Below are 26,022 nucleotides of genomic sequence, written 5' to 3'. Positions count from 1 at the left end.
TGAATTTTACAACAGCATATGGAACCTACCACACTTGAACAATTTTACCAGGAAACTTCAAATCTTATCCCCGAAGGGATAAATAAGGAGATTGGCCACTTTAATGTATTTAATGTGGACGAAATTGCATCAAGGTTCCGTAAGAACCCTGCCGCGCCGATGCCCTATAATCGCCGCGAGTATTATAAAATAAGCCTGATCAGCGGCCGAAACCGGGCAGAATACGCTGATAAAGTGATCGATATAGAAAAGAACGCGTTATTATTTGCAACTCCTAAAATACCATACAACTGGGTACCGCAGGATTATGACCAGCATGGTTACTTCTGCATTTTTACAGATGAATTTTTGATACCCGCCAAAAGTGGTGTGGTATTGGATGACCTGCCGATCTTTAACCCTACAGGCTACCCGGTATTCCAGCTTACTGACGAGGCTGTGCACGATATCAATTTCATTTTCAGCAAAATGTATAAGGAGCTTTCATCAGATTATGCCCATAAATATGACCTGATCCGTAATTATGTACTGGAACTGATTCATTACGGACAAAAACTGCAGCCACAAACCGCGCTTTATCCATTGCATACCGCATCGGCAAGGGTATCGTCTTTATTTATTGAACTTCTGGAGCGGCAGTTTCCGATAGAATCGCCTCACCAAAAACTAAGCCTGCGCACAGCAAAGGATTACGCCGATCGCCTATCGGTACACGTAAACCACTTAAATAAAGTGTTGAAGGAAAATACGGGCAAAACCACAACTGATATTATTACAAGCCGCATTATACAGGAAGCCAAGATCCTGTTGAAGCAAACTAACTGGAACATATCAGAGATCGCATACAGCCTTGGCTTTGAAGAGGTGGCACATTTTTCAAATTTCTTCAGAAAACAAACCTCACTGGCACCGGTGGCATTCAGATCTTAAAAAACTACAGATTTGATTTTTGCAAAAATTGGATTGATGTTTGCAAACCAGCCGTCTACATCTGCCCCCATCTTTGTATCGTTAATTAAAACGATACAAAATGGAACTTAGAGACAACACTATACTTATTACAGGCGGCACAAGCGGCTTAGGCTACGAATTCGCCTCGAGGCTGATAGACATGGGCAATACCGTGATCATCACCGGACGTAACCAGGCTAAACTCGATCAAACAAAAAAGAAATTACCGCTTGTTCATACCTTTCAAAGCGATGTCAGCGATCCGCTTGCTATCAAAGCATTGTACGAGAGCATCATAGCCGAATTTCCCAGGCTAAATATCCTCATCAACAATGCCGGTGAAATGCGTAAACTGAATTTGCAGGATACCTCTATCGACCTGAATGATATAGTCCGCGAGATCGACATCAACCTATCGGGGCCAATACGGATGATCCAGCAGTTTTTGCCACATTTAAAAGCGCAACCTAAAGCCGCCATAATTAATGTCACATCGGGCCTTGCTTTAGTTCCGTTTCCATTATCGCCAATTTATGGTGCAACTAAATCCGGGTTAAGGTCATATACCAAATCATTGCGGGTTCAGATCAAAAAGACCGGCATAAAAGTATTCGAACTGGTTGCCCCCGGAGCTAATACACCACTTAACGACAAGTTTGCTGGTGTTCAGGAAGGTGTACAATTGATGGATCCGGTTAAATTAATTGCTGTGGCATTAAAAGGAATACAAAATGATGATTACGAGATCTATCCTGGCCTATCTAAAGTAATAAAGATGATGAGCAGGATTGCTCCGGGCGTTATTTTTAACCAGATGAGCAAGATAGCTGATAAAGCTTTTGCCGAAACAAATTCTTAAATTTTAAATTATCTAAATACACAAATCATAACATGGGCACAACTAAAATAGCAATCGTAACCGGCGGCAGCCGCGGACTGGGAAAAGACATGGCTTTAAGCCTTGCAAAAAAAGGGATAAACGTAATTTTAACCTACAACAGCAAAAAAGATGAGGCACAAGCAGTAGTTGCCGAGATAGAAAAGACCGGACAAAAAGCCGCTGCTTTACAACTAAGTGCCGGCGAAACCAAAACATTCGATGCATTTTTTGCGCAGATAAAAGATATTTTGAAGGATACTTTTAATGCTGATAAATTCGATTTCCTGGTCAATAACGCAGGCATCGGCATCTATGCCCCCTTTGCTGAAACTACCGAAGAGCAGTTTGACGAATTAATGAACATCCACTTTAAAGGCGTGTTCTTTTTAACCCAAACAGCATTGCCGTTGATAAATGACGGTGGCAGGATAATTAATCTTTCATCTGGATTGGCTCGTTTTTCAAATCCCGGCTATGCCGCTTACGCATCAATGAAGGGCGGTATTGAAACCTTAAGCCGTTATATGGCCAAAGAATTAGGCGCGCGCGGCATAGCCGTAAATGTGGTAGCGCCCGGCGCTATTGAAACAGACTTTGGTGGCGGCATGGTTCGTGACAATAAACAGGTGAATGATCACATTGCAAGTGCTACAGCACTTGGCCGTGTTGGCTTGCCTGATGATATTGGCGGCGTAGTAGCATTTTTATGTACCGAAGATGCCAAATGGGTAAATGCACAACGCATCGAGGTTTCCGGTGGGATGAATTTGTAACCCCCTAGGAGGGCTTTAAAAACAAAAGGTAGGTTTTATGGCTTACCTTTTGCTTTTAGGATACTTTCACACTGAATTACTTACATACAATTGCATCTACTTTTGCGCCGTGTATCTCGGTCGCATACCTCGCCAAAAGTACTTATTCCTAATTCCATGGATCAAAAATAAGTGCAAATAGTGGCATTTTATTATCTTTACGCAGTGGCCGCCCCTAAGAGATCTCCAACCAAAAAGCCCGCTGCAAGAAAAAAAGGCGGTAGTAAAATTTCGTTTTGGCGATTTTTTATCATCATGCTGGTGCTTATCCTGCTCTCGCCATTTTATTATGGCTATGTGTTAAAGGTATTTACTTCAGGGATACAATGGTTTAAAGATCGCGGCGAGAACCCACATTACCGTACCTATAAAAGTTTTAACATTCATATCCCATCTCAGTATCCTATACACGGAATCGATGTATCCTATGCGCAGGGCCGCATAGACTGGCAAAAGGTAAAAGCCATGCACGATGACAGCATACACATCAGCTTCGCATTTATTAAGGCTACCGAAGGCTTATTAAAGGTTGATCCCTATTTCAGGCGTAACTGGCGCGAAGCGCCTAAAAACGGCATCGCTTGTGGCGCTTATCATTTTCTAAGAGCAAATAAAAATGGCTTATGGCAAGCCCGCTTTTTTATGCAAACCGTTAGTATGGACAAAGGCGACCTGCCCGCTGTTGCCGATGTAGAAACGTTAGACGGTGCATCGCCCGAGGAAATGCGTTTACAACTACAATCGTTTTTAACTTATGTAGAAACGCGCACCAAAACAAAGCCCATTATTTATACGCACCTTAGTTTTTACGCCACTTATTTAGCCGGTTTTTTTGATGATTACCCGCTTTGGATAGCCCATTATGACCACTCCGATCTGTATGTTGACCAAAGCTTTAAATGGCGCTTCTGGCAGCACTCCGATAAAGCACGTGTTAACGGCATTAACCATGTTGTTGATTTTAACGCTTTTAAAGGTGATAGTTTGGCGTTTTCGCAGATGTTGGTGCGGTAGGTATAGTTAAGCTGAAAGCTTTTACCATGCATTGTCACGAGTTATAAACTCGCGACAGCGTGACTTAGTCAAGTAAGTAAAGTCCATTGTCCTGAACAATTTTTATAAAAAATTCCCGATCATTATGAGAGATGAAATATATTCCAACTTCCTGATCAAAAATACTTATAAAAAGTAAATCCATTGACTCTACATAAAATACAAATCGATCAATTTCTCGTAAATCTTTGATTATAATATCAATTAGCTCACCTTCATTTTCAAAATCATTTAATGTGTTTAAATCATCATTGAAGTAACTAATAGAATAGGTTTTGTTAAATTTTATAAAAAATTTAACAATCAAAATTTCATTATTTGTGAACCTTAAATAATCATCAAAGTCCAGTAATGAATAAGCTTTATCCGCTTCTTCTACATTTAACCAATGATTATGAACAGATAAAGAATAGCTTTCTACAATTAGTGCACTAGCTAAACGATTCTCATACACTTCCCTTATTATATCAATAATTTCTTTATTGCTTTCTTTAATCATATCAAATAATTAGCATCTATTGATATAGCCACCGACAAATCATAGCCTATTTATTAACTCCATCCATCCAAATATACCTGTCCTGGTCTTTTACCGGCTCGGCATGGCTGTCTACATTAATTACCATTACTTTAGGGGCAGATAATTGCATTACGGGCCAGTGCGCTAAGCCGCTGCCATTGGGGTTGCCGTTTTTAATAAAATTAGCAAAGTAGTTTTCCATAATGGCTGATACTTTGTAATCATCATCTGTCCAGGCGTAAACCTTGTTGGTTGCCAGGTTACCTAAAGCGAATTCAATTTCAGAAGCATGGGCAGCGCCTATGGTATTACCATCCATGTTACCGCTAACCATTGGCGGGCGCATGTGCGCAAATAGGTATTGGTAAACCGGCCTGCCGCCCGTTTGGGCCTGCATTTGGGCAAATTTCCAGCTGTTATAAACAATAAACCGATCGGCAGCTAAGTTGGTAGCAGCAACTTTTACATCGGCATCAGTAGCAGCAGGATAATTTTTGAATGCATCTTCAGCATGCTGGCCGTAAAGGCGTTGCAAGGCTGCTTTATAGTTGCTCACCGTTGCAGAATCATTACCGATAACACCATGGTAATCCACTTCGGCAGAGTTCCAGCCGATCAGTAAGGGAACATGCATTTCTAAACCTTCGGTAAAAATGATCTTGGGTGATTCCGGTAAAAAGTAGCCGTCAACGGTTGTCGGAAAATGTGCACCGGCAGACAATTTCAGTAAAGAGTCAGCGGGAAGGTTGCGCATATATTCTAATGATGTCGCACCTATTTTTTGTGAAAATTTTACGCCGATATCTTCGGCTTTATTTAAAGGCACCGGCAAAAAGGTCCCCAATACAGAACCACTTTCCGCGATAGCGCCAACAAAAAGGTCCTTAGATAATGGTGACGCGACCTGCGCAGAAACCGACATAGATCCAGCCGATTCACCGGCAATGGTAACATGATTAGGGTCACCGCCAAAAGCAGCGATATTTTTTTGAACCCATAACAGCGCCGCGTGCTGATCCATCAAACCATAATTTCCAGATGATTGATGAGCAGACTCTTTAGTGAGGTCTGGATGAGCGAAAAAACCAAATATGTCTAACCTGTAGTTTATAGTAACCGTAACAATCCCTTTTTTAGCAAGGCTCTCCCCATCATAACGATACTCGCTGCCATCACCTGCCATAAATCCTCCGCCATAAAAATAAACCAGCACCGGTAGTTTTTCCTTGCCGGTTTTAGCGGGAGTCCATACATTCAGGTACAGGCAATCCTCGCTAACGCCTGAACTTCTGAACTGCATATCGCTATAAATTGGCAACTGCATCGCCTGCGGGCCAAATTTATCTGCCAGGCGAGTACCATTCCAATCTGCGGGTGGTTGAGGTTCTTTCCAGCGCAAATCACCAACCGGCGGCAACGCGTATGGTATTCCCTTAAAGGAACGGATACCACTTGCTTCAACAACACCCTGTAAGGCACCATTGGTGATCTTGACTACCGGACCGTCGTTTTGGGCGAATGCCATATTGGTCAAAACAAGCATTACTAATAAAGCGATCTTTTTCATAGCAGAATTTTAGGCTTAAAGTCCAAATTTATGTGTTTGTGACAGATAACAAAACTTTGAGCAGAAAGAAATAAAATTAATAACAACAGATACAAAAAAGCGGATCACTCATAGAGCGATCCGCTGTATATAAACTTAATTTATTGTTTATGGCAATGGTGGATGTGGCGGCGGTGGCGGCAAGTGAATATGAATATGAAGACCTCCGCGCCTGTGGTGATGCCTGTAGTAATGGTGCCTGCGCGCAAATGGCAATGGAGGGCGTGGCGGCGGGGGCGGTAATTGCTGCAATGCAGTTAAAGGCTTAATTGCCATAACAGATGCAGCTCTTGATGCCTGTATACTTGCTGTAAGGAATAGCACAACAAGAACAATTTTTAAATACTTCATGGTTGTAATGTTTAGTTGATAGATTTGTTAACACCGCTAAGTATGTATTGTTTTAGCACTTTTAGTTGATCACGTATTTATACAGGAAGTCAGCTGTAAATTGTCCTGCTTCCAGCCAACGGTCTTCGGTGCCTTTACCGCCTTCAAAAAACGGATCGAAATGCTTTTGGAGTTCATGCGAATAGCCTTCAAAAACTTTCAACTCGTTCGGGATACCTAAAGCAGTTGCTTTATCGTGGATATCTTCTCCGCCATATAAAGGCGCACTTTTGTGCGTTGGCGATACCAAACCATCGTTACTGCCTAAACAGCTTACAATAGGCACTTTTGTATTTTTTAACCATTCCAGGTTATATATCGCACCCCAAAAATTGATCACCGCGGCAACTTTCACCCTTTCCTTCGGGAAATTCACAGCAGCAGAATCTTCAGGGATACCAGCCATAGTTGCCAGCTCTTCATTACTGCTATATGCTGCCTGTAAAGCGATCATTCCGCCCGCAGAATTACCGCCAAGGATGATCTTATTCGGATCGATACCGTAACGAACAGCATTCTTTTTAAAATACTCGATAGCTAATTTAACATCCTGAACGGCATAATAGCTGCTCTTCATCAGTTCACTAAAATGGAATAGAGGATTTTTTTTGCTGAGACGGTAATTGATATTAGCACAAACATAACCCCGCTGCGCGAATGTTTTGCTCCAAAGCGATACCCCTTTTGCTGATTTCGACCCGAATTTAAATCCACCTCCATGCATCCAGATGATTAACGGGCGATGTTTTTCGTCATCACCGGTTGGGCGGTAAAGGTCAAACAAATAAGCTTTTTTATCGTCATTAAGGGCGTTTGGATTGTAGGTTAGGTCTTTTTCCACAGCAACACCCTGGTAAATAATATCTTTATAACGATGTTTGGTTTGCGCCTGTGCAGCTATAGCTAAACAAAATATGGGAAGGTAAAGAAGGATTTTTTTAAGCATTATAAATATTTTAATTATATACGTTACAATTTGCCGCCACAGATGTTTGAACAGCTAACAGCTTCAGCAATTTTACTAAATTTGGACTAAATATTTATCCGCTAAAAAAATGATTGCAGGTTTAGGAACAGATTTGATTGAGGTAGAGCGGATAAAGGAAAAGATCAGTAAGGAAAGCGGACTAAGGGAGTTGCTATTTTCAGCAAATGAGATAACTTATTGTGAATCAAAAAAAACCAAATTTGAAAGTTATGCCGCTCGTTTTGCAGCTAAAGAAGCCTTTTTTAAAGCATTAGGAACGGGCTGGCTCGAAGGTACAGCTTTTAACGAGATCGAGATAATACACGACATTAATGGCAAACCAGAGTTGACTTTTTTGGGTGATACCAGTCAAATTATAAAAGCAATGGGATTTAGTAATATATTAGTCTCGTTATCGCATATTAAAACCATGGCTTCGGCAGTGGTAATTATTGAAAAATAATGGCATTTACACAGGAAACAGATCAGCAGGACAAGGCTACCGCATTACAGGAACAAAAATTACTGGAGCTTTTAAATTACGTGGCTAAAAATTCTCCTTTCTATAAGGAGCTTTTTGCAAAGCATAATATCGACGTTACAGAGATCAGAGCAGTTGCTGACCTGGCTCAGATACCACCAACAACCAAGGATGACCTGCAACAGCGCAATAATGATTTTTTATGTGTGCCTGCGGGGGAGGTTATTGAGTACACCTCCACATCAGGCACTTTGGGTAGCCCGGTAACTATCGCGTTAACCGAAAATGACCTGCAACGTTTGGCTTATAACGAATATAGCTCGTTTAGTTGCGCAGATGGAACAAAGGATGATACTTATCAATTGATGCTTACCCTAGACCGGCAGTTTATGGCGGGGATCGCTTACTATTTGGGCATCCGAAAATTGGGTGCGGGCATTATCAGGTTAGGCCCGGGCGTACCGTCGTTACAATGGGAAACCATCAAACGTTTAAAACCTACGGCTATTGTGGCTGTACCTTCATTTATTTTGAAGCTGATCCAATATGCAAAGGATACCGGCATCAACATTCATGAAACATCGGTAAAAAAAGCGATCTGCATTGGCGAGAATATCCGCAATACAGATTTCTCTTTAAATATTTTGGGTAGAAAGATTACCGAGGCCTGGGATATTAAATTATACTCCACCTATGCCTCTACCGAAATGCAAACCGCATTTACGGAATGCGGCGAAGGCAAAGGCGGACACTATCAGCCGGATTTGGTTATTGTAGAATTACTGGATGAAAACAACCAGCAGGTAGCACCCGGCACTCCCGGCGAGGTGACCATTACTACACTCGGCGTTGAAGGAATGCCGCTGCTGCGCTATAAAACCGGAGATATGTGCATGTACTTTGATAAGCCATGCGCCTGTGGCAGAACGAGTTTGCGCCTGTCGTCTATCATGGGTCGTAAAAAGCAAATGATCAAGTTTAAGGGTACTACTTTATATCCTCCTGCCCTGTTTGACCTATTGAATGAGCGCGAGGAAATCCTGGATTTTGTGATCGAGGTTTCATCAGACTATATCGGGTTGGACCAGGTGCTGATCTACATTGTACCCACAGAAATAAGCGAAGAGGTTGACCACCGGATCCGGGCTTATTTACAGGCGCGGTTAAGGGTTAGTCCGCATATTAAGTATGTTACTGCCGAGGCGATCCAAAAAATGCAGTTTAGCGAAGCCAGCCGCAAGGCTATAAAATTCGTGGATAAACGGAGTTAAGCGATGAAGATCCTGATCGAAACAGAGCGTCTGCTTATTCGCGAGGTTATGCCTGAAGATATTGACGGCATGTTTGAAATGGATTCCGACCCCGAAGTCCACAAATATCTTGGCAATCAGCCTTTAAAATCCAAAAAAGAAAGTGCGGCGATGAACGAATTCATCCGCCGGCAATATATAGATTTTGGAATTGGCCGTTGGGCGATGATCGAAAAAGCCACCGGTAATTTTATGGGCTGGACGGGTTTTAAATTTATTAACGAACCAATTAATGGGCATACCAATTACTATGATCTTGGTTACCGCATGATCCCGAAATACTGGGGCAGAGGTTATGCTACCGAGGCTGCTAAAGCATGTCTGGAATACAATCACCGCCATCTTAATTTATCTCCTGTTTACGCTATTACCCATGACAGTAATTCAGGCTCAAAAAATGTGCTGGTAAAATCTGGTTTTATACCTACAGAAACATTTATGCACCACGGCATTTTGCACCGATGGTTCAATCTTGAACAATAAGCGAATGACCTTGTAATACTTGCGAAGTTTCCAAAACTTCGTAAGTCTGCTATTTAAACGGCAGATATTTTATACATTTACCCCCTAATAATTTCGTATTAAATAATATTTTTTGCCCGTGATAGTTGTTGGACAAAGCACCCTTACATTAGAAGATTTTTCGGAAATACTATTTAAAAACCAGGAAGTAGCCCTTAATCAAGATGCTGTAGCCCTTGTTAAAACCAACTTTGAATTTTTGAAGCAATTCTCGTCCAACAAATTAATTTACGGCATCAACACCGGTTTTGGGCCAATGGCACAATACAAGGTGAACGAGGAAAATATATTACAACTACAGTATAACCTGATCCGGAGCCATTCATCCGGCAGCGGCAAGTTGTTGACCGCCGACCTATCCAAAGCTTTAATGGTGGCCCGCTTAAATAGCTTTATGCAGGCCTATTCAGGTGTGCATTCGGATGTTATTGAGCTGTTAAAGGAACTGATCAACAAAAACATAGCGCCATGTATTTATGAACATGGTGGCGTTGGCGCCAGCGGCGATCTGGTACAGCTTGCCCATTTAGGCCTGGTTTTAATTGGCGAGGGCGAGGTTATTTTTGAAAACGAAGTTCATCCAACCATCGATATATTCAACCGCTTTAATATCAAACCGCTTTCCATCCATATCCGCGAGGGTTTGGCGGTGCTGAACGGTACTTCTGCCATGACCGGTATCGGCATGCTGAATATCATCCAGGCAAGAAAGTTATTGAACTGGTCGCTGATGTTTTCGGCGATGATCAACGAGATAGTCGAGGCTTTTGATGACCATTACTCGCAGGAACTGAACGCGGTTAAGCGACATAAAGGCCAAAATAAGATCGCCTCATTAATGCGTGATATTTTAAAGGATAGCAAAATGATCCGTGACCGTTCGGAGCATTTGTATAATCCTGATAACCTGGATCAGGAAGTTTTTGAAGATAAAGTACAGGAATACTACTCATTACGCTGTGTAACACAGGTTTTGGGTCCGATATTCGACACGATCATTTCTGCTGAAGAAGTGGTAGTAAATGAATTAAATTCGGTTAATGACAATCCTGTTATCGACCACCTGAACAATAATATTTTTCACGGAGGCAATTTCCACGGGGATTATGTGTCGCTGGAAATGGATAAACTGAAGATCGCTATCGCTAAATTGTCTATGTTATCAGAAAGACAATTGAATTACCTGCTGAATAGTAAGCTAAATCAAAAATTACCACCATTCGTAAATCTGGGTGTATTAGGCTTTAATTTCGGCATGCAGGGTATGCAGTTTACAGCAACTTCTACTGTTGCAGAAAACCAGACCTTATCCTTCCCGATGTATGTGCATAGCATCCCAAATAACAATGATAACCAGGATATTGTGAGCATGGGTTGCAATGCGGCATTGATGACTAAACGCGTGGTTGATAACTCATTCGAGGTATTGGCCATCCAACTGATGACCATTTTGCAGGCGATAGATTATTTAGAATGCCAGGACAGGTTATCCTCATTATCTAAGTCATTGTATGATACGGTAAGAGCGTTCTTCCCTAAATTCATTGAGGACGCGCCTAAGTATAAAGAGGCTAAAAAGATCAAGGAATTTTTAGAAAGCACTGACCACATAAACGCTTTTGCCAAATGAAGTGTGCACTGATCACCGGCGGCTCACGAGGCATTGGCAGGGCTATTTGCATAAAATTAGCGGCACAAGGGTACTATGTGCTGATAAACTACAAAAGCAACATCGAAGAAGCGAAAAAAACGCTATCGACCATAAAAGAAGCAGGCGGCAATGGCGAATTGCTGCAATTTGATGTGGCTGATAAAGATCAGATCAAGCAAAAACTTGGCGACTGGCTGCAGGAAAACGAAGAAGAAAAGCACATCGAGATATTGATCAACAACGCCGGTATCCGCGAGGACAGCCTGATGGCCTGGATGGCGGAAGAACAATGGGACAGCGTGATGAAAACCAATCTCGACAGCTTTTTCCATGTAACCCGTCTGGTTTTGAACGGTATGCTGACACGCAAATACGGCCGTATCATCAACGTAGTTTCGTTATCAGGATTAAAAGGCCTGGCGGGTCAAACCAACTACTCCGCAGCAAAAGCGGGTGTAATTGGCGCTACCAAAGCATTGGCACAGGAAGTTGGCAGGCAGGGAATAACCGTAAACGCTTTAGCCCCAGGTTTTATCAGGACTGATATGACCGACGGTTTGGATGAAAAGGAATTAAGGGCCCTTATCCCGTTAAAACGTTTCGGATTGCCTGAGGAAATCGCGCATGCAGCCGCATTTTTAGCTTCGCCGGATGCAGCTTATATTACCGGGCAGGTACTATCCATTAATGGGGGTTTATATTCCTGATATGATCTTCCCGGTTGAAAATATCACCGATCTTATACCACAAAAGCACCCTTTTGTAATGGTTGGTAAACTGCTGTCGGTTGATGAAGCATCCACTAAAAGCAGTTTTATTATTGAGGCTGATAATGTTTTTATAAAGAATAACCAATTCCAGGAAGCGGGTTTGATGGAAAATATCGCCCAAACGGCAGCCCTTCGAGCAGGATATATGGCGTACGCTGAAAACAAACCCGTTGTTGTTGGTTATATAGGTGCGGTTAAAGATTTCGAGGTTTTTGACTTACCGAAAGTGGGTGACGAATTAATCACTGAGATCAGAATTGAAAACCAGGTTTTTGATGTTACCGTAATTTCGGGTAAGGTTTGGTGTAACAACCAATTACTGGCTCGATGTGAAATGAAGGTTTTCAGCCAGAATAATTAACAAGCATGAGTGAATTGAATAAAAAGGAAGTTTTTGTAGTAGCCGATAATATCCTATCACCCTTAGGCAAAACAACTGCGGAAAACTTCGCCAAATTAAAAGAAAGTATCTCATCTGTAAATCAGCATCATAATACTAATATATCACCCCTGCCCTTTTTTGCTTCATTGTTTGAGAAGGATGAGCAATTTGTAAAGGCAGGCGAGCATAATTATACCAAATTTGAGCAATTACTCATCGCATCCATAGCTGACGCCCTGAACGGCAGCGGAGTTGATGTTCGTGATAAAAAAACAGTGCTCATTATCTCCTCAACAAAAGGAAATATTAGCCTGCTGGAAAATCAGCCGATGAGTGAGGAATTGAAGGACAGGATCTCTTTGTCAACTTCTGCAGATTTGGTGGCAGCGCATTTCGGTTTTCAAAATAAGCCTATTGTCGTTTCAAATGCCTGTATCTCGGGTGTTTTGGGAGTGATCACTGCAAAGAGGTTATTAGGTACAGGCCAATATGAACATGCGGTTGTTGCAGGCGCTGACGTAATCTCGAAATTCATTTTGTCTGGTTTTCAATCATTCCAGGCGCTTAGTCCGGCACGATGTAGGCCTTTTGACAAATCCCATGATGGCCTAAATTTAGGTGAGGGCGCAGGTACGGTCATCTTATCAACCAACGAAAAACACGCGCAAAATATAAAGCTGAAAGGCGGCTCGGTAAGCAATGACGCCAATCATATTTCCGGGCCATCGCGTACAGGGCAGGAACTGGCGGGAGCGGTAAAAAATGCTTTACAGGATGCTGAGCTTTCAATAGCGCAGATCGATTTTATTTCAGCACATGGTACAGCAACCGTTTACAACGATGAGATGGAAGCAAATGCCATAGCGATATCAGGATTGCAGAAAACGCCGTTAAATAGTTTAAAAGGTTACTATGGGCATACTTTAGGAGCAGCCGGATTAATTGAGAGTATCATATCCATACAATGTGTAAAGCAAGGTTTATTAATACCAACCATTGGTTTTAAGGAACCGGCAAGCGAGGATAAAGTAACCGTTTGCGCCGAGCCTACGCGTATAAAAGCAGTTAACTTTTTAAAAACAGCATCGGGTTTTGGCGGTTGTAATGCTGCAGTGGTTTTTGGGAAATAAAACATCGCCTGAGTAAGCGTCTACGCTTAATCATAAGCAGGTGGAAGCGTCCACGCTTCCTATAATTGAATATTTTTGCTAATAAGCGTGGACGCTTATTTTATTTACATTCAAGCGTGGACGCTTGAATGGGCTTTGATTTTTTAAATACAACTGACATCAATTTGCTAACAGAAAAATATATATCCAGTTATTGCACTATCGCCAAAGGCGCCATTAAAAAAAATGGCGAGCAGGTTTATGCGCATGATGGCGATGTTGCTGCATTTATGTTAGCCGCTTATCAACAGATGCAACTAAATTATCCTAAATTTTATAAAATGGATAATTTGAGCAAACTGGGTTGGTTAACTGCCGAAGTATTGCTGAAAGACAGCTTTGTAAAAGATGATTATGAGCCTGAGGACACCGCGGTGATCATAGCAAATGCCAATAGCAGTTTGGATGACGATATTAAATATTGGGATAGTATAAAAGATGTGGCAAGCCCGTCGTTATTTGTTTATACCTTGCCAAATATTGTTATTGGTGAAATTTGTATCCGAAACCACTTTAAAGGCGAACAGGCGCTATACATCCAGCCTGATTTTGACGCTGGCTTTATAGCACAACAAGTTGAATATTTACTGGATAATAATATTCAGCAGGCCTGCATTTGCGGTTGGGCTGATGTTTTTGAGCAAGATTATAAAGCAGTTTTGTTTTTGGTAGAACGGAAGAAAACTGATAAGTCAGTTGAGTTTTCGGCTGAGAAAATGAGTGAGATTTTTAATAAGAATTAGGGAATTTATATGAGTTCATCAGTTTATGTGGCAGGTGTGGGCGTGATCTCGGCTATTGGAAACAATGCCGCGGAAAATCTCGCTTCACTTAAAAATAAACAGGCCGGAATGGGCGATATTACCCACATCGATACCATTTACAAAGGGGAATTACCTGTTGCTGAAGTAAAGTTAAGCAATGAGCAGTTAGCTGAATTATCCGGATTACCGGAAAATATTAGTCGTACTGCTTTATTAAGTGGGGTTGCTGCTAAGGAAGCTTTGGCTGATGCTAACATTCCAGACTTTAAAGCCTGGCGTTCGGGTTTTGTATCAGCAAACTCCGTTGGCGGCATGGATAAAAGTGAAGATTTTTTTGTCGAGTTTTTTGCTGATAACGATAAAGGCAAACTCCGTGATGTTTTCGACCATGAATGTGGCAGCATGACCGAATTGGTTGCAGATAATTTGGGCATAAGCGACTATATGACTACCGTTAGCACAGCTTGTTCATCATCGGCTAATGCCATATTTTATGGGGCGCGCTTGATTAAAAATGATGTACTTGATGTAGTTATTGCTGGTGGAACAGATTCACTGACTAAATTCACTTTGAACGGTTTTAATACGTTGATGATACTGGATAAGGAATTTTGCAAGCCCTTTGACGAGAACCGCGAAGGTTTAAATTTGGGCGAAGGTGCCGGTTATGTTGTTTTGGTGTCGGAAAAAGTAGCCAAAACATTAGTTAAACAACCTGATTGTGAATTAAGCGGTTATAATAACAGTAACGATGCTTATCATCAAACCGCGTCATCACCTGATGGTACCGGCTCCTATATGGCTATGCAGGGCGCATTAAAAAAGAGCGGTTTGCAAACTACCGATATAGATTACATTAACCTGCATGGTACCGGAACGCCGAATAATGATAGTGCAGAAGGGACTGCTATTAAACGTTTATTTGAAAAAGATTTCCCGCCGATGAGCTCAACCAAATCTTATACAGGGCATACGCTCGGAGCAAGTGGTGGCATTGAGGCGGTGTTTTCAGTATTAGCGATCAAAAACAAAATTATCTACCCTAACCTGCGTTTTAAAACCCGGATGGATGAGTTGCCTTTTGAACCGGAAGCTGAATTATTGACGGATCAGGAAGTTAAACACGTGATGTCGAACTCGTTTGGCTTTGGCGGCAATTGCACATCATTAATTTTTTCGAGTATCTGATATGAAAGTGTATATCCGTTCGTCCGCCGCGGTATCACCGCAAAATACCTTTAATGGCGATAATTTCCTGACTGAGATCGTCGAGTCAACCGGCACACGTTTAAAAGCGATTGATCCTGATTACAAGCAATTCATCGATCCGAAACAGATCCGCAGGATGAGCCATGTAATCAAAATGGGCATCGCTGCCGCAAAAAGCTGCCTGCTGCAAGCTAATATTGAGCAGCCGGATGCCATTATAACCGGCACCGCCTTTGGTTGCATGGAAGATACTGTATCCTTTATCACCCGGATAGTTGAGGGGCATGAAGAAATGCTGCCGCCAACATCGTTTATCCAATCAACACACAATACGGTTGCCGCGCAAATAGCGCTGATACTTAAATGCCATAATTACAACAACACGTTTGTACATAAAGGCATATCGTTCGAGAGCGCCATGTTCGATGCGATGATGATGATCAATGAGCGGGAAGCCGATAATATTTTAGTCGGCGGCACAGAAGAGATGATAGATACGAGCTTTAAAGTATTAACCCGCCTGGGCTTATACAAACGCCAGCCGGTGTCCAATCTATCTCTTTATGAAGGCCAATCCAAAGGCACCATAGGCGGCGAGGGAGCGGTTTTCTTCTTAGTGAGCGACAAAGCCTCTACCGATAACTTAGCGGAGCTTACGGGGCTTAAAACGCTTTATAAACCTGCGTCGATAGCGGCCAGTATTGAGGCTTTCCTTGCAGAAAACGGATCAGCTATCGAAGATATCGACCTGATCATAACTGGCAGAAACGGCGATATTAAAAATGATGAGATCTATTCAGCATTAGGCAAGGCGATATTTAAAGATAAGCCGACTGCAAACTACAAGCACCTTTGTGGTGAATATCCAACTTCTTCATCTTTCGCATTGTGGCTGGCAGGTAATATCGTCAAAAAAAAGACCATCCCGGAAGTAGTAAAACAAGGTGATTTCAGGTCTTTTTCGCCTAAAAAAGTGCTGATTTACAACCATTACCAGGCAAAATATCATTCATTAATGTTGGTTTCAGCTATATAAAATGGCGCAAACAGACCAAAACATCTTCAAAATAACCCAAATAGTGCACGAAAATGGCACCATTAAAGTACTTTTTGATGTCCATTTTGAGCATGAGATTTTCAAGGGACATTTTCCGGGCGAGCCTGTAGTGCCGGGTGCCTGCCTGTTACAATTGATCAAGGAAGTATTGGAGGAAGCGTCAGCAACTACCCTGCAATTGAAAAAAGCAGATCAGCTGAAATTTATCAACATGATCGTTCCTGGTAATCATCAACTGGTGTTGGAGTTATCTTATAAATTGATCGAAAATGAGATCAGCGTAACAGGAAAAATAGCTAATGCTGAGGTAGTTTGCTTTAAATTTCAGGGAAGCTTTATTAAGACTGCTCTTTAATAAGACTGCTCTTTAATTTGCCATTGCTAAGTTTATCGCACTAACATGATTGCAAAAAAGTTGAAATAATTTTAATTTTTTCCGTTCGCCTGTATATAATCAGCCATCGTAGCTACATCAACTAACACTTTACGGCCTTCACGAGGGTCTTTAATATCGATACCGTATTCCTTTTTTAACAAAACGATCAGCTCAAGCGAATCTATTGAATCCAAACCTAAGCCTTCGCCAAATAATGGCTCGTTATCGGCAATATCGGCAGGTGTTAAGTCGGTAAGATTTAAAAATTTGATGATCTGTATTTTTAGCTGTTCTTTTAGTTCTGTCGTTTCCATCTGCCGCAATTATATCAAATTTTTTCTTTTAAGTCCCCAAAAAGTTACCAATTGGATCACTATGGTTATAATAAATAACGGGATAATATTGTTTACCACATCTTTTAGTTGCCCGCCCTCTAAAAATAATGAATAGTAGGCCTGCAGGCACCAGTGCATAGGCGAGAAGTTAGCTGCTGCTTTAGCGAAGCCCTGCATAGCAAAGCTCGGCACCATTAAACCACCTATTGCTGCCAGTATCACGATAGATACCGCGCCAAAACCATTGGCCTGTTCCTGTGTATCCGCGAAAACGCCTACACAAATAGAGTAACTTACTGCACACCATCCGCATACTATTGTCACGATAACAAGCGCCAACATATCCGATGGTAAATTAAGCGCCGGTAACCCAAAAAATGGGAACAAATATATCCCCATGGAAAATATAACCGCTGCCTGTAACATAGTTACTGCCAGGTATGTAATTTGCTTGGATAATATCCCAACCAGGTAATTGGTAGGCAATGTTTTTAGCCTGATAAAGCTGCCGCTCACCTTTTCCCTCACCACACTACCGCCTAAAGACATGATAACGAAGAACATGGCGAAGATCGTCCATGCCGGTACGTTATGCTGCGTTGCATTTGGTGTGGCGCGTGTGCCATCTTTGGATACCGGGATCTCGTTGATCGCGGTCTTGTTATTCAGCATCTCATTTTCAAGCGCTTCAGGCAATTGTTTTTCGTTGATGGAATAGTACAGGCTCCGCAGTGTTTCACGGCTCTCCACCAATTGTAACGCGCTCCTGATACCACCCTGTACCGACAATCTCAGCGATTCCTGTAAAATAGGATTGTAATACAGCGTCAATGGATCAACATCACCTACTTTCTTACTGCTATCACCTGCCAAACCAAAACTGGTTAAGGCTTTGCCTGCTATGCTTTTTGATTTTGCTTCAACTTTGGCCGAGAAATTTGATGGAATGATCACCCCAAGCATGGCATCACCATTATGCATGGCATCAGCCATCTGCGCTTCGGTCTTATCAGCAGGTACTAATGATACCTTAAACATACCAATCTTATTTACCGATTTGATCAGCTGTACACTGGCTTGCCCGGTATCGGTATTGCAAATTAGCACCGATAATTTATTTTTATCTACTAACTGAAAGGTGCTGTTCTGGATGCTGGTAACCACCACCACCAGGATGATCGGCATTACAAACATGAGCGATATACCCACCTTATCACGCAGCAATATTCTGAAATCCTTTACTATTGTATACCAAAGTTTAAACATTAGTTCCGGTAGTCCTTTCCTGTTAGGTTTAGGAACAGTTGTTCCAAACTTTCCTGTTTATGATCCTTTAGCATATTTCTTAAACTATCCTGGGCGATTATTTTGCCGCCATCAATCAGCGCGACTTGTTGACATAAATCCTCAGCTTCGCTTAACTGGTGCGAGGTATAAACCAAAGTGGTTCCTTTTTTATTTAAATCAAGCAGGTAGTTGATGATCGCATGGCCGGTTTGTACATCCACCCCTACTGTAGGTTCATCTAAAAACACAATCTCGGGATTATGAATTACACCGATGGCCAAATTAACCCTGCGTTTCATACCGCCGGAGAATTTCTGAACCTGCTTATTTCTAACATCATTTAAACCTAAAATATCCAGCAGTTCATCGGTCCGGTGCTTGATGGCATGTTTGCTTAAACCAGCCCAGGCACCAAAAAATTCCAGATTCTCAACCGGGCTAAGCTCCTGGTAAAAGGAAAAATCCTGCGGTACAAAACCGAAAAGCTTGTTGGTCGAGCTTTCGTTTTGCTTACCCATTTCGTGGCCTAATAGCTTAACTGAACCTTTGTCCGCGGTAATTAAACCGGTCATAATACTTATGAGCGTAGTTTTACCGGCTCCATTAGGCCCAAATAAACCAAAGCGAGCCCCTTTTTCCACCTTTAAATTAAGGCCCGAAAAGGAAACGTCTTCGTTTCCAGGGTATTGGAAACCCATATTTTCAACATCAATTGCTAATTGGGCTACTGCCATTTTATATTTTTTAACTGCTTAAAAGCATCTTCTTCAAGTTTGGCAATTTCCAAAAGGTAATCACCCATCTTATTAAAATCTTCCTGGCTGCCTATGCGGCCTTTGTAAATTCCGGCTGCATGTATCGCCGCTTCGCGCCACATGTCACCGGCTTGTGTAAATAGTACCGATATCTGCGCCAATTGGTTGCCCGGAAAATAAACATCCGCTTCCTGCAAAAAAGCTGCATAAATATAGCGAAATCCGCCACCACCCGTACCTATCTCTTCCTGCATACGAACCATTTGGGCCAAATAAAGTTTTGATTTTTCAGTTCCAAGCTTATCACGCCATTTTTTGATCTTCCTGCCGGTTTGTTTTATGCCTGAAATTCCAGCAAAGCTGCCCGGAATGTTTAGCATGTTATAAACGTTCTTTTTGATGCCGCTTTTAATGGCTTCTCTAATCGTTTCATCCGTAATAATCGCACCTTTTTTGGCATAGTAAATATGCCCGTTAGGCGCCAAAGCTCCTTTTGCAAATCGCACCCGTTCCAACTCATAACTGCTCATTATATTGGTGGTTTCCATAATCGGATCGCTTACCAGGTAATTGTCACCTTGCTTTTCGTAGACGATCAAATTATGGGCGTTGAAATGGAAACGGTACTCCTTTGGGAAATAAGGCAAATAATATACCCCAACCTGGCAGCCAACCGGGATGCCCCCGGCTAAACGTTCATCCAGATAGGTTTGGGCTTTTTGTTTAGAGCGAAATTTCTTTCTAACTATAGGTATATCCAGCGAATTAGCCGCCCTATTAAATATAAACCCAGGCAGTGTGCGAAAGGCTATCGCCGGACCATTATTGATCTTGATCAGCGGGATGTAAGCGAAGAATAATCCCGCGCCAATGCCAAACGCCAACGGCTCGGTTATTTTGCCGTTAGAGGCAATGCTTAGTAAATTACTGGTAACGCCCGATTCACAATGCGCGCCCTGACGGTGCTTGAACTCAGTCTTCATGAACGGTCATAGTTTTAAGGTCTTCCACCTTTGTATTAAACGCCTCGGCGTATTTTTCTAATTGTTTGGTTGATAATTTATTGAAAACTTCCGGCTTTAAATGCCGCTTGATCTGCCATTGCCAAAAACCGGTATAACCTGCTAAAATAGCCAGGTCCATCAGCCGGTATTCCATAAAAAACAGCAGCGGACTCGCCTCGTTGTTCAGCACTTTTTGTTTTGCTGCCGCGATGCGTTTTTCAATATCGCCCCAGGCAACATCAAGCGCGGTTATTTTAACATCCCAGCCACTGCTTAAAGCCGCCACATATTTACCCTCGCTGTCTGTAGCATAGCAAACCTCTTTGGTTATTTTGCCAAGCGAGCTTAAATCCTGTGGTACTTCATCTTTTTTCATAAATTAATGCTATACAACGGTAAGCATTGCATACATATACGAAAAACGGGCACTCTCGGGTACAAGCAATAATATTTTTTCTCCTTTTTTAAGCTTGCCACTGTTGAACAATTCGTTTATCATCAAATAAATTGATGCCGCGCCAACATTACCAACGGTATACAGGTTGATGAACCATTTTTCGTAAGGAATGCCACCACCATACTCTTCAACCATATCATAAATCTTGCTCCTGAAGAAGTTGCTGGAGATATGCGGTAAAAACCAATCGATATCTGCGGCGGTAAGGCCTTTTTTCTCAAATATCTCTTTGATCTTTCGTCCGCCTAAAGGCACAATATTGTCGCTTAACAAGCTTATATCCTGCTTTACGCTGAAAATGGATTGGGTCATCACCTCTTCAGGCGTATAATCCATAAAACCTTTTAATGAGCCATCTTCCAATTTATCAGCACCCATGTACATACAGGTTTTCATTTCGTTGGCGTAGGAAACACCTTCTATCCACTCTATCTTCAGGCTCAAGCCATCCGGGTTTGGTTTATCAGTCATTAAAAATGCTGATGCACCGTCGGACAACATCCACCTTAAAAAGTCCTTTTGAAAAGCGATGAATGGATTTAATTCCATTTCCTTTAATTTCTGCGCTTCTTCTTCAAAAACGTCAGAAACCAATAAACCTGAGAACCGCTCCGAACCTGTCGCAACAGCCAATTTCGTTTCTCCGGATTTAATAGCCAGGTAAGCAAATTTAAGCGCATGCATGCCGGCGCAGCACACGCCTGACGGCGATACTACTTCTATACCACCTGCCTCAGGTAACCAGCCATGGGTCATTACGCCATGGCTTGGCATCATCTGGTCAGGCGATGAGGTACCGCATGACAGCAGCTCGATCTGCTTTAACTTTTCAGGATCATTATCAAACAATTCCCTAACAGCCAAAGCGGTCATTTGAGCATTGGTATGGGTAGATTTATGCGCTTTATTAAGCGCGTAATACCGGTTAGTTATCCCATTATTACGCAGTACAATTTTTTTAGATTTTGATGGCTTGTTATCAATATACCCCAGGTAAGCCTCCATTTCATCGTTTGAAACAGGCTCATTCGGGAAGTATGCCGCGGTATGATTGATATAAACACTACGATCAGACATATTATGTATCAGTTATTTACTTGTAAATAGGTTAATTTTTTAGCTGCTATCCTGCCGGATGAAAACGGCTTTAAAAAAACAGCATCTAATATAAGCAAAACAGGCGCACCTAAAAATAATGCTATAAAAAGGTAATATTTAAAAGCCGTAAGCCAGGGCAAACGATTTTTTCTTTTCGATATGATGTTGGCCCAGGCCGCGAATATTGGCTGTGCCCTCGCTTCGGTAAACATCAGCGGATAATTAATTACCACCGCCTTTTGGGCGATCAACTCATCCTGCAGGCTTTCCAGCGTATCATCAGCTAAATGTTTAGCAACGGTTTTGCCGAAAGTTTTAGTATGGAGGATATCTTCATCGGCTACGCCCGGTTTCGGGAATATATTCAGGTACCGGTCTTTTTTGCCGGAGATCATCCAGTAAAAAATGGTGATAAAACTTACCGCATTGGGGTGCTTATCAACCAAAGCCACGTTGCCCACATGCTTTGCCCCCGCGGCTTTCAGCATGTTACGAACACGCACATAAGCGTTGATCCACATATTCCTCGCGGCGCTGATGGTAACAACGGGTGTATCTTTTAACAAGGTTTTAAAGCCTTCATCTTGCAATAAAGAATTGGTGGGGATGCTCGGCGATAAAAACCATGGCTGATAGGCCATAATGATCATATCGTACTTAGCCTCTTTAAAATGCAATGGTTCCAATGCGGTAGGAATACCCAACACACACGATGGCATCACTGAGAAAAAGCGAGTGCCTGTCCAGGGGAAATTATAATCCTCAACAGGTTTGATCACAACCTTTTCAACCGTTGCACCGGCTTCCACAAGCGGTTCGGTAAATGAATTGATGATATCTCCCATCTGGCCCGACTGGGTATAATAAATAGCTAATATCTTCTTATTCATTCGGAACAAAGTTATAATAAACTATTTTTTCAGGGCTATGAAAAATCTTCAGCATGCAAAACCTTCGATTTTTTGCAATAATCAAGAATAGCATGCTGCACAACCGGCGATAGGTCTTTAAACTTACGGATCACTATTGCTTTGTCATTCAAAATATCGGCATGGTACTTTACAATTTTAGGAGCATGCTCCTCAATGGCTAAACGTAAAAAATGATACTCAGTATTTTCGGGCTCATTAATAATGGCCGTTTCCATTTCAATTCGCCCGGCTTTGAACAGGTCTAATTTCTTTTTAGGCCCGCTGATCAAACCTGCTTTTTTCATGAGCAGGGCACCTTCGTAACCCACCTTATTTTTTGGTGCGTCCTTTACCAGTATCAGCTCATTATCAATAGCATTTATGTCCTCACCCGACATCGTATTGTAAAACTCTTCTTTATCGAATCTTAGCTTTTGCTGCGCCATGATTTTTTGAGTAAAGGCAGGCATAACCAGTATGCATAAAACAAGTACTATTGTTGGTTTCATAATCGTATCAAACATAATAAATATAAACACTCCGGCAACACTCAGCAATAAGCTGCATTATATTATTGTCCACGCCTTCTAACATATTATTATAAGTTTTGTTAGATAATATATTCGCCTTATATTAAATTTAATTTAATTCACTTACTTTGGGGATGCAATTTTTGATTGTTGATTCGCCCCACGCTTCAACATACAGACTAATTATGACAGCAATAGTTTAAAGCGATTTGGATGGATAAAAAACTACAATTCACAGGTTTATGGGCAGTTATTTTGGGAGGATCGAGCGGGTTTGGATTTGCTGCTGTTGAAAAACTGGCCAAACATGGCATGAATGTAGCCGTACTGTACCGTGAAAATTCCTCATCCGAAAAAATTTTAAAGCAGAATTTCAATCAAATTGCTGAAGAGAACACCATCACAATCCTTCCCCGCAATATCAACGCGCTCGATACGGTTGGGCGCGAATCATTTGTGCAGGAGTTTGCAGAGATAGCACCAAAACATAGCGTAAAACTATTATTACACAGCATTGCCAGGGGTAATTTAAAGCCCCTGACCATTGAAAATGCGACAGTTGAAGACGAGGCTTATAATGAATTATCCATCGAAGATATCCAGATGACCACCTACGCCATGTCGAACAGTTTGCTGGATTGGACGCGATCTTTGCTAAAAGCCGAACTGTTTAACGCTGATGGACGTATAATTGGCCTTACCAGCGAAGGTGCGCATAAGTACTGGGAAGGTTATGCTGCTGTATCCATTGCTAAGGCCTCGTTAGAGAGTTTGGCAAAATATATGGCGGTAGAATTTAGCGCTTACGGATTAAAAACAAACGTGATACAAGCCGGTGTAACCGAAACTGCATCGCTTAAAAAAATCCCCGGCAGCGAAAAATTAATAAAAGCAGGCATAAAACGTAACCCATTAGGCAGAATTACAAAACCGGAAGACGTTGCCGGTGTTATTTACCTGCTGTGTACAAATGAGTCGTTTTGGATAAACGGCGCTATCATTCATGTAGATGGTGGTGAACATTGCCGTTAAATTTTAGATAGATACATGAATAATCATATACTAAGTCATTTACCTTATAAATCTTCGTTTCGCTTTGTTGACAACATATTGTTACTGAGCGAGGATGAGGTGCGAGGTGAATATACTTTAAAAGAAGACGCTTTTTTTTACGAGGACCATTTCGCGGGCAACCCGGTAACCCCCGGTGTTATTGTAACCGAAATTATGGCGCAAATAGGACTTGTGGTATTAGGTATATTTTTAGTGCTGAAGGAAACCGAGTTTAATTTTATGGATGATGATTCGCTTTATCCATTACTAACCTCTACCGATGTGTCTTTTTACAAAATGGTATTACCGGGCGAAAAAGTTACCGTGATATCAAAAAAGCAATATTTTCGTTTTGGTAAACTGAAATGCCAGGTAGAAATGCTGGATCATAATAAAGAACTGATAGCCAGCGGTACATTTGCGGGAATTATTAAAAAGATAGCTGTTAAAAATGGGTAATCGTGTTGTGGTAACGGGCATGGGCGTAGTTGCGCCAAACGGGATAGGGATACCTGCTTTTTTGCATGCTATACAGCATGGCATATCAGGCATAAAATTTATGCCACATTACCGCGAACTTAATTTTAGCTGCCAGGTGGCAGGCATGCCCGATTTTAAATGGGACAGCCTGACGAATTATATTTCCGAAGTTACCTTTCACGGTTTAAAAGGCACCAACATTGGCTACGGACTTGCAGCTGCGCTGGATGCCTGGGCAGACTCAGGCATGAGTTACGAAACTGACGAGCCACGCTGGGAAACCGGTTGCGTATTTGGCAACAGCATTGCTGATACTGAAGCCATGAAGAACGTGATAAACCGTGTTGATAATAAAGAAGTTAAAAAATTAGGCTCGCGCGTGGTGGAGCAGGCCATGAACAGCGGGGTAACATCCTATATCTCCGGCCGTTTAGGTTTGGGAAATAAAGTGATTACTAATTCAGCGGCTTGTGCAACAGGTACACAGGCCATTTTAATGGGCTACGAATATATTAAGCACGGCTATGCCAAACGCATGTTGGTAGGCAGTGCCGAGCATGTGGATACCTATGTTTTTGGTGCATTTGACTCGATGCGGGTACTATCGCGCAAGTTTAATGATGACCCTGAAAAAGCATCAAGGCCAATGAGTTCAACTGCAGGCGGGTTTATTCCCGGTTCAGGATCCGGAGCCCTGGTTTTGGAGGATCTGGATTTTGCGCTGGCTCGCGGCGCTAAAATTTATGCCGAGGTTTTAGGCGGATCATCGAACTCGGGTGGGCAACGCCTTGGCGGTACCATGACCGCGGCGAATGGTATTGGTGTAGAGCGTTGTATTAAAGAGTCGTTAGAGCGATCAAATATTACACCCGGCCAGATAGACTTGATAAGCGGGCATTTAACGGCTACGAATGCTGATAAGCAGGAAATACAGTTTTGGTGTGATGCATTGGGTAGAAAAGGCAACACTTTTCCACATACAAACTCCCTAAAATCGATGATCGGGCATAGCCTAAGTGCGGCAGGATCGATAGAAACTGTGGCATCTATATTGCAGATAACCAATGGGTTTGTGCATCCAAACATCAATTTGGAGGACCCCAACCCCGAAATAACCAAAATGGTGAGCGTTGATAGTTTACCTGTTAAAATGATAAAAAAAGAAGTTAATATTGTAGCGAAAGCGAATTTTGGCTTTGGGGATGTAAATTCCTGTTTAATACTTTCAAAATTTAATTAAAT

At 42.0% G+C, this 26,022-nt stretch carries 30 protein-coding genes; 18 read left to right on the top strand and 12 right to left on the bottom strand.

Translation table 11 applies throughout. The annotated features are described in order from the left end of the window. Nucleotides 1–18 precede the first annotated feature (18 nt). The 4 genes from ACYZ0U_RS08925 (at nucleotide 19) to ACYZ0U_RS08910 (ending at nucleotide 3,657) form a co-directional block, all read left to right on the top strand. Nucleotides 19–930: a helix-turn-helix domain-containing protein gene (locus ACYZ0U_RS08925; protein ID WP_461451736.1), complete on the top strand. Its 912-nt coding sequence runs from the start codon at nucleotides 19–21 to the stop codon at nucleotides 928–930. Nucleotides 931–1,030: 100 nt separating this feature from the next. Beyond that, nucleotides 1,031–1,810 (top strand): SDR family oxidoreductase, encoded by a 780-nt coding sequence (locus ACYZ0U_RS08920; RefSeq protein WP_461451735.1) that lies wholly within the window; start codon nucleotides 1,031–1,033, stop codon nucleotides 1,808–1,810. A 32-nt stretch (nucleotides 1,811–1,842) separates the two neighbouring features. Then, a complete protein-coding gene (locus tag ACYZ0U_RS08915; protein ID WP_461451734.1) occupies nucleotides 1,843–2,604 on the top strand; it encodes an SDR family NAD(P)-dependent oxidoreductase in 762 nt (253 codons plus the stop codon). 294 nt (nucleotides 2,605–2,898) lie between these two features. After that, nucleotides 2,899–3,657 (top strand): glycoside hydrolase family 25 protein, encoded by a 759-nt coding sequence (locus ACYZ0U_RS08910; protein ID WP_461451733.1) that lies wholly within the window; start codon nucleotides 2,899–2,901, stop codon nucleotides 3,655–3,657. 64 nt (nucleotides 3,658–3,721) lie between these two features. Here the strand turns inward: ACYZ0U_RS08910 and ACYZ0U_RS08905 are convergent, their stop codons facing one another. The 4 genes from ACYZ0U_RS08905 to ACYZ0U_RS08890 form a co-directional block, all read right to left on the bottom strand. After that, on the bottom strand, nucleotides 3,722–4,195 hold the full coding sequence (locus ACYZ0U_RS08905; protein ID WP_461451732.1) for a hypothetical protein: 474 nt from the start codon (nucleotides 4,193–4,195) through the stop codon (nucleotides 3,722–3,724). 46 nt (nucleotides 4,196–4,241) lie between these two features. Next, the gene (locus ACYZ0U_RS08900; protein WP_461451731.1) at nucleotides 4,242–5,783 is read right to left on the bottom strand and encodes a carboxylesterase/lipase family protein; all 1,542 of its coding nucleotides are present in this window, start codon (nucleotides 5,781–5,783) and stop codon (nucleotides 4,242–4,244) included. Between the two features lie 147 nt (nucleotides 5,784–5,930). Next, entirely contained in the window at nucleotides 5,931–6,173 is a 243-nt protein-coding gene (locus ACYZ0U_RS08895; RefSeq protein ID WP_461451730.1) for a hypothetical protein, read from the bottom strand. A 61-nt stretch (nucleotides 6,174–6,234) separates the two neighbouring features. Next, nucleotides 6,235–7,158, bottom strand: a complete 924-nt coding sequence (locus ACYZ0U_RS08890; RefSeq protein WP_461451729.1) for an alpha/beta hydrolase — start codon at nucleotides 7,156–7,158, stop codon at nucleotides 6,235–6,237. Between the two features lie 109 nt (nucleotides 7,159–7,267). Between ACYZ0U_RS08890 and acpS the strand changes: the two genes are divergently transcribed. The 11 genes from acpS to ACYZ0U_RS08835 all read left to right on the top strand — a co-directional run bounded on the left by acpS (nucleotide 7,268) and on the right by ACYZ0U_RS08835 (nucleotide 16,849). Next, on the top strand, nucleotides 7,268–7,642 hold the full coding sequence (acpS, locus tag ACYZ0U_RS08885) for a holo-ACP synthase (protein WP_461451728.1): 375 nt from the start codon (nucleotides 7,268–7,270) through the stop codon (nucleotides 7,640–7,642). Further along, nucleotides 7,642–8,931, top strand: coding sequence for a phenylacetate--CoA ligase family protein (locus ACYZ0U_RS08880; protein ID WP_461451727.1), 1,290 nt, complete (start codon nucleotides 7,642–7,644; stop codon nucleotides 8,929–8,931). Before acpS ends, ACYZ0U_RS08880 begins: the two co-directional genes overlap by 1 nt. Nucleotides 8,932–8,934: 3 nt before the next feature. Continuing rightward, nucleotides 8,935–9,453 carry a GNAT family N-acetyltransferase gene (locus ACYZ0U_RS08875; protein ID WP_461451726.1) on the top strand — a complete coding sequence of 173 codons (519 nt, stop codon included), beginning with the start codon at nucleotides 8,935–8,937 and terminating at the stop codon, nucleotides 9,451–9,453. A 118-nt stretch (nucleotides 9,454–9,571) separates the two neighbouring features. Further along, the gene (locus ACYZ0U_RS08870) at nucleotides 9,572–11,122 is read left to right on the top strand and encodes an HAL/PAL/TAL family ammonia-lyase (RefSeq protein WP_461451725.1); all 1,551 of its coding nucleotides are present in this window, start codon (nucleotides 9,572–9,574) and stop codon (nucleotides 11,120–11,122) included. Next, complete coding sequence (fabG, locus tag ACYZ0U_RS08865) at nucleotides 11,119–11,850, top strand: 3-oxoacyl-ACP reductase FabG (RefSeq protein ID WP_461451724.1); 732 nt, start codon at nucleotides 11,119–11,121, stop codon at nucleotides 11,848–11,850. Before ACYZ0U_RS08870 ends, fabG begins: the two co-directional genes overlap by 4 nt. Next, complete coding sequence (locus tag ACYZ0U_RS08860) at nucleotides 11,795–12,274, top strand: 3-hydroxyacyl-ACP dehydratase (protein ID WP_461451723.1); 480 nt, start codon at nucleotides 11,795–11,797, stop codon at nucleotides 12,272–12,274. Before fabG ends, ACYZ0U_RS08860 begins: the two co-directional genes overlap by 56 nt. A 5-nt stretch (nucleotides 12,275–12,279) precedes the next feature. Further along, on the top strand, nucleotides 12,280–13,425 hold the full coding sequence (locus ACYZ0U_RS08855) for a beta-ketoacyl-[acyl-carrier-protein] synthase family protein (RefSeq protein WP_461451722.1): 1,146 nt from the start codon (nucleotides 12,280–12,282) through the stop codon (nucleotides 13,423–13,425). Between the two features lie 164 nt (nucleotides 13,426–13,589). Beyond that, complete coding sequence (locus ACYZ0U_RS08850) at nucleotides 13,590–14,207, top strand: hypothetical protein (RefSeq protein WP_461451721.1); 618 nt, start codon at nucleotides 13,590–13,592, stop codon at nucleotides 14,205–14,207. A 9-nt stretch (nucleotides 14,208–14,216) separates the two neighbouring features. Beyond that, on the top strand, nucleotides 14,217–15,416 hold the full coding sequence (locus ACYZ0U_RS08845) for a beta-ketoacyl-[acyl-carrier-protein] synthase family protein (protein WP_461451720.1): 1,200 nt from the start codon (nucleotides 14,217–14,219) through the stop codon (nucleotides 15,414–15,416). 1 nt (nucleotide 15,417) lies between these two features. Continuing rightward, nucleotides 15,418–16,473, top strand: coding sequence for a beta-ketoacyl synthase chain length factor (locus tag ACYZ0U_RS08840; RefSeq protein ID WP_461451719.1), 1,056 nt, complete (start codon nucleotides 15,418–15,420; stop codon nucleotides 16,471–16,473). 1 nt (nucleotide 16,474) lies between these two features. After that, nucleotides 16,475–16,849 carry a hotdog family protein gene (locus tag ACYZ0U_RS08835; RefSeq protein ID WP_461451718.1) on the top strand — a complete coding sequence of 125 codons (375 nt, stop codon included), beginning with the start codon at nucleotides 16,475–16,477 and terminating at the stop codon, nucleotides 16,847–16,849. A gap of 71 nt (nucleotides 16,850–16,920) precedes the next feature. On the opposite strand, the gene ACYZ0U_RS08830 is transcribed toward ACYZ0U_RS08835, so the two are convergent. The 8 genes from ACYZ0U_RS08830 to ACYZ0U_RS08795 are packed head-to-tail and all read right to left on the bottom strand — an operon-like array spanning nucleotide 16,921 to nucleotide 23,226. Continuing rightward, entirely contained in the window at nucleotides 16,921–17,184 is a 264-nt protein-coding gene (locus ACYZ0U_RS08830; protein ID WP_461451717.1) for a phosphopantetheine-binding protein, read from the bottom strand. A 9-nt stretch (nucleotides 17,185–17,193) separates the two neighbouring features. Continuing rightward, nucleotides 17,194–18,471: an ABC transporter permease gene (locus tag ACYZ0U_RS08825; protein ID WP_461451716.1), complete on the bottom strand. Its 1,278-nt coding sequence runs from the start codon at nucleotides 18,469–18,471 to the stop codon at nucleotides 17,194–17,196. After that, nucleotides 18,471–19,226 (bottom strand): ABC transporter ATP-binding protein, encoded by a 756-nt coding sequence (locus ACYZ0U_RS08820; RefSeq protein ID WP_461451715.1) that lies wholly within the window; start codon nucleotides 19,224–19,226, stop codon nucleotides 18,471–18,473. The genes ACYZ0U_RS08825 and ACYZ0U_RS08820 overlap by 1 nt, the downstream gene beginning before the upstream one ends. After that, on the bottom strand, nucleotides 19,217–20,230 hold the full coding sequence (locus ACYZ0U_RS08815) for a BtrH N-terminal domain-containing protein (RefSeq protein WP_461451714.1): 1,014 nt from the start codon (nucleotides 20,228–20,230) through the stop codon (nucleotides 19,217–19,219). The genes ACYZ0U_RS08820 and ACYZ0U_RS08815 overlap by 10 nt, the downstream gene beginning before the upstream one ends. Further along, on the bottom strand, nucleotides 20,220–20,627 hold the full coding sequence (locus tag ACYZ0U_RS08810) for a hypothetical protein (RefSeq protein WP_461451713.1): 408 nt from the start codon (nucleotides 20,625–20,627) through the stop codon (nucleotides 20,220–20,222). The genes ACYZ0U_RS08815 and ACYZ0U_RS08810 overlap by 11 nt, the downstream gene beginning before the upstream one ends. Nucleotides 20,628–20,636: 9 nt before the next feature. Continuing rightward, entirely contained in the window at nucleotides 20,637–21,785 is a 1,149-nt protein-coding gene (locus tag ACYZ0U_RS08805) for a beta-ketoacyl-ACP synthase III (RefSeq protein WP_461451712.1), read from the bottom strand. Between the two features lie 8 nt (nucleotides 21,786–21,793). Continuing rightward, nucleotides 21,794–22,696 (bottom strand): hypothetical protein, encoded by a 903-nt coding sequence (locus ACYZ0U_RS08800; RefSeq protein ID WP_461451711.1) that lies wholly within the window; start codon nucleotides 22,694–22,696, stop codon nucleotides 21,794–21,796. A gap of 35 nt (nucleotides 22,697–22,731) precedes the next feature. Further along, complete coding sequence (locus ACYZ0U_RS08795; RefSeq protein ID WP_461451710.1) at nucleotides 22,732–23,226, bottom strand: hypothetical protein; 495 nt, start codon at nucleotides 23,224–23,226, stop codon at nucleotides 22,732–22,734. Nucleotides 23,227–23,460: 234 nt separating this feature from the next. Here ACYZ0U_RS08795 and ACYZ0U_RS08790 point away from each other — a divergent pair, with 234 nt between their 5' ends. Genes ACYZ0U_RS08790 through ACYZ0U_RS08780 form a run of 3 tightly spaced genes read left to right on the top strand, consistent with a single transcriptional unit; the run spans nucleotide 23,461 to nucleotide 26,020 of the window. Beyond that, nucleotides 23,461–24,279 (top strand): SDR family oxidoreductase, encoded by an 819-nt coding sequence (locus ACYZ0U_RS08790; RefSeq protein WP_461451709.1) that lies wholly within the window; start codon nucleotides 23,461–23,463, stop codon nucleotides 24,277–24,279. A gap of 15 nt (nucleotides 24,280–24,294) precedes the next feature. Beyond that, complete coding sequence (locus tag ACYZ0U_RS08785; protein ID WP_461451708.1) at nucleotides 24,295–24,759, top strand: 3-hydroxyacyl-ACP dehydratase FabZ family protein; 465 nt, start codon at nucleotides 24,295–24,297, stop codon at nucleotides 24,757–24,759. Next, on the top strand, nucleotides 24,752–26,020 hold the full coding sequence (locus ACYZ0U_RS08780; protein WP_461451707.1) for a beta-ketoacyl-[acyl-carrier-protein] synthase family protein: 1,269 nt from the start codon (nucleotides 24,752–24,754) through the stop codon (nucleotides 26,018–26,020). Before ACYZ0U_RS08785 ends, ACYZ0U_RS08780 begins: the two co-directional genes overlap by 8 nt. Nucleotides 26,021–26,022: the final 2 nt, after the last annotated feature.

Source organism: Mucilaginibacter sp. (assembly GCF_965225845.1).
Lineage (GTDB): Bacteria > Bacteroidota > Bacteroidia > Sphingobacteriales > Sphingobacteriaceae > Mucilaginibacter.
This window is presented reverse-complemented; position numbering and strand designations above follow the sequence as displayed.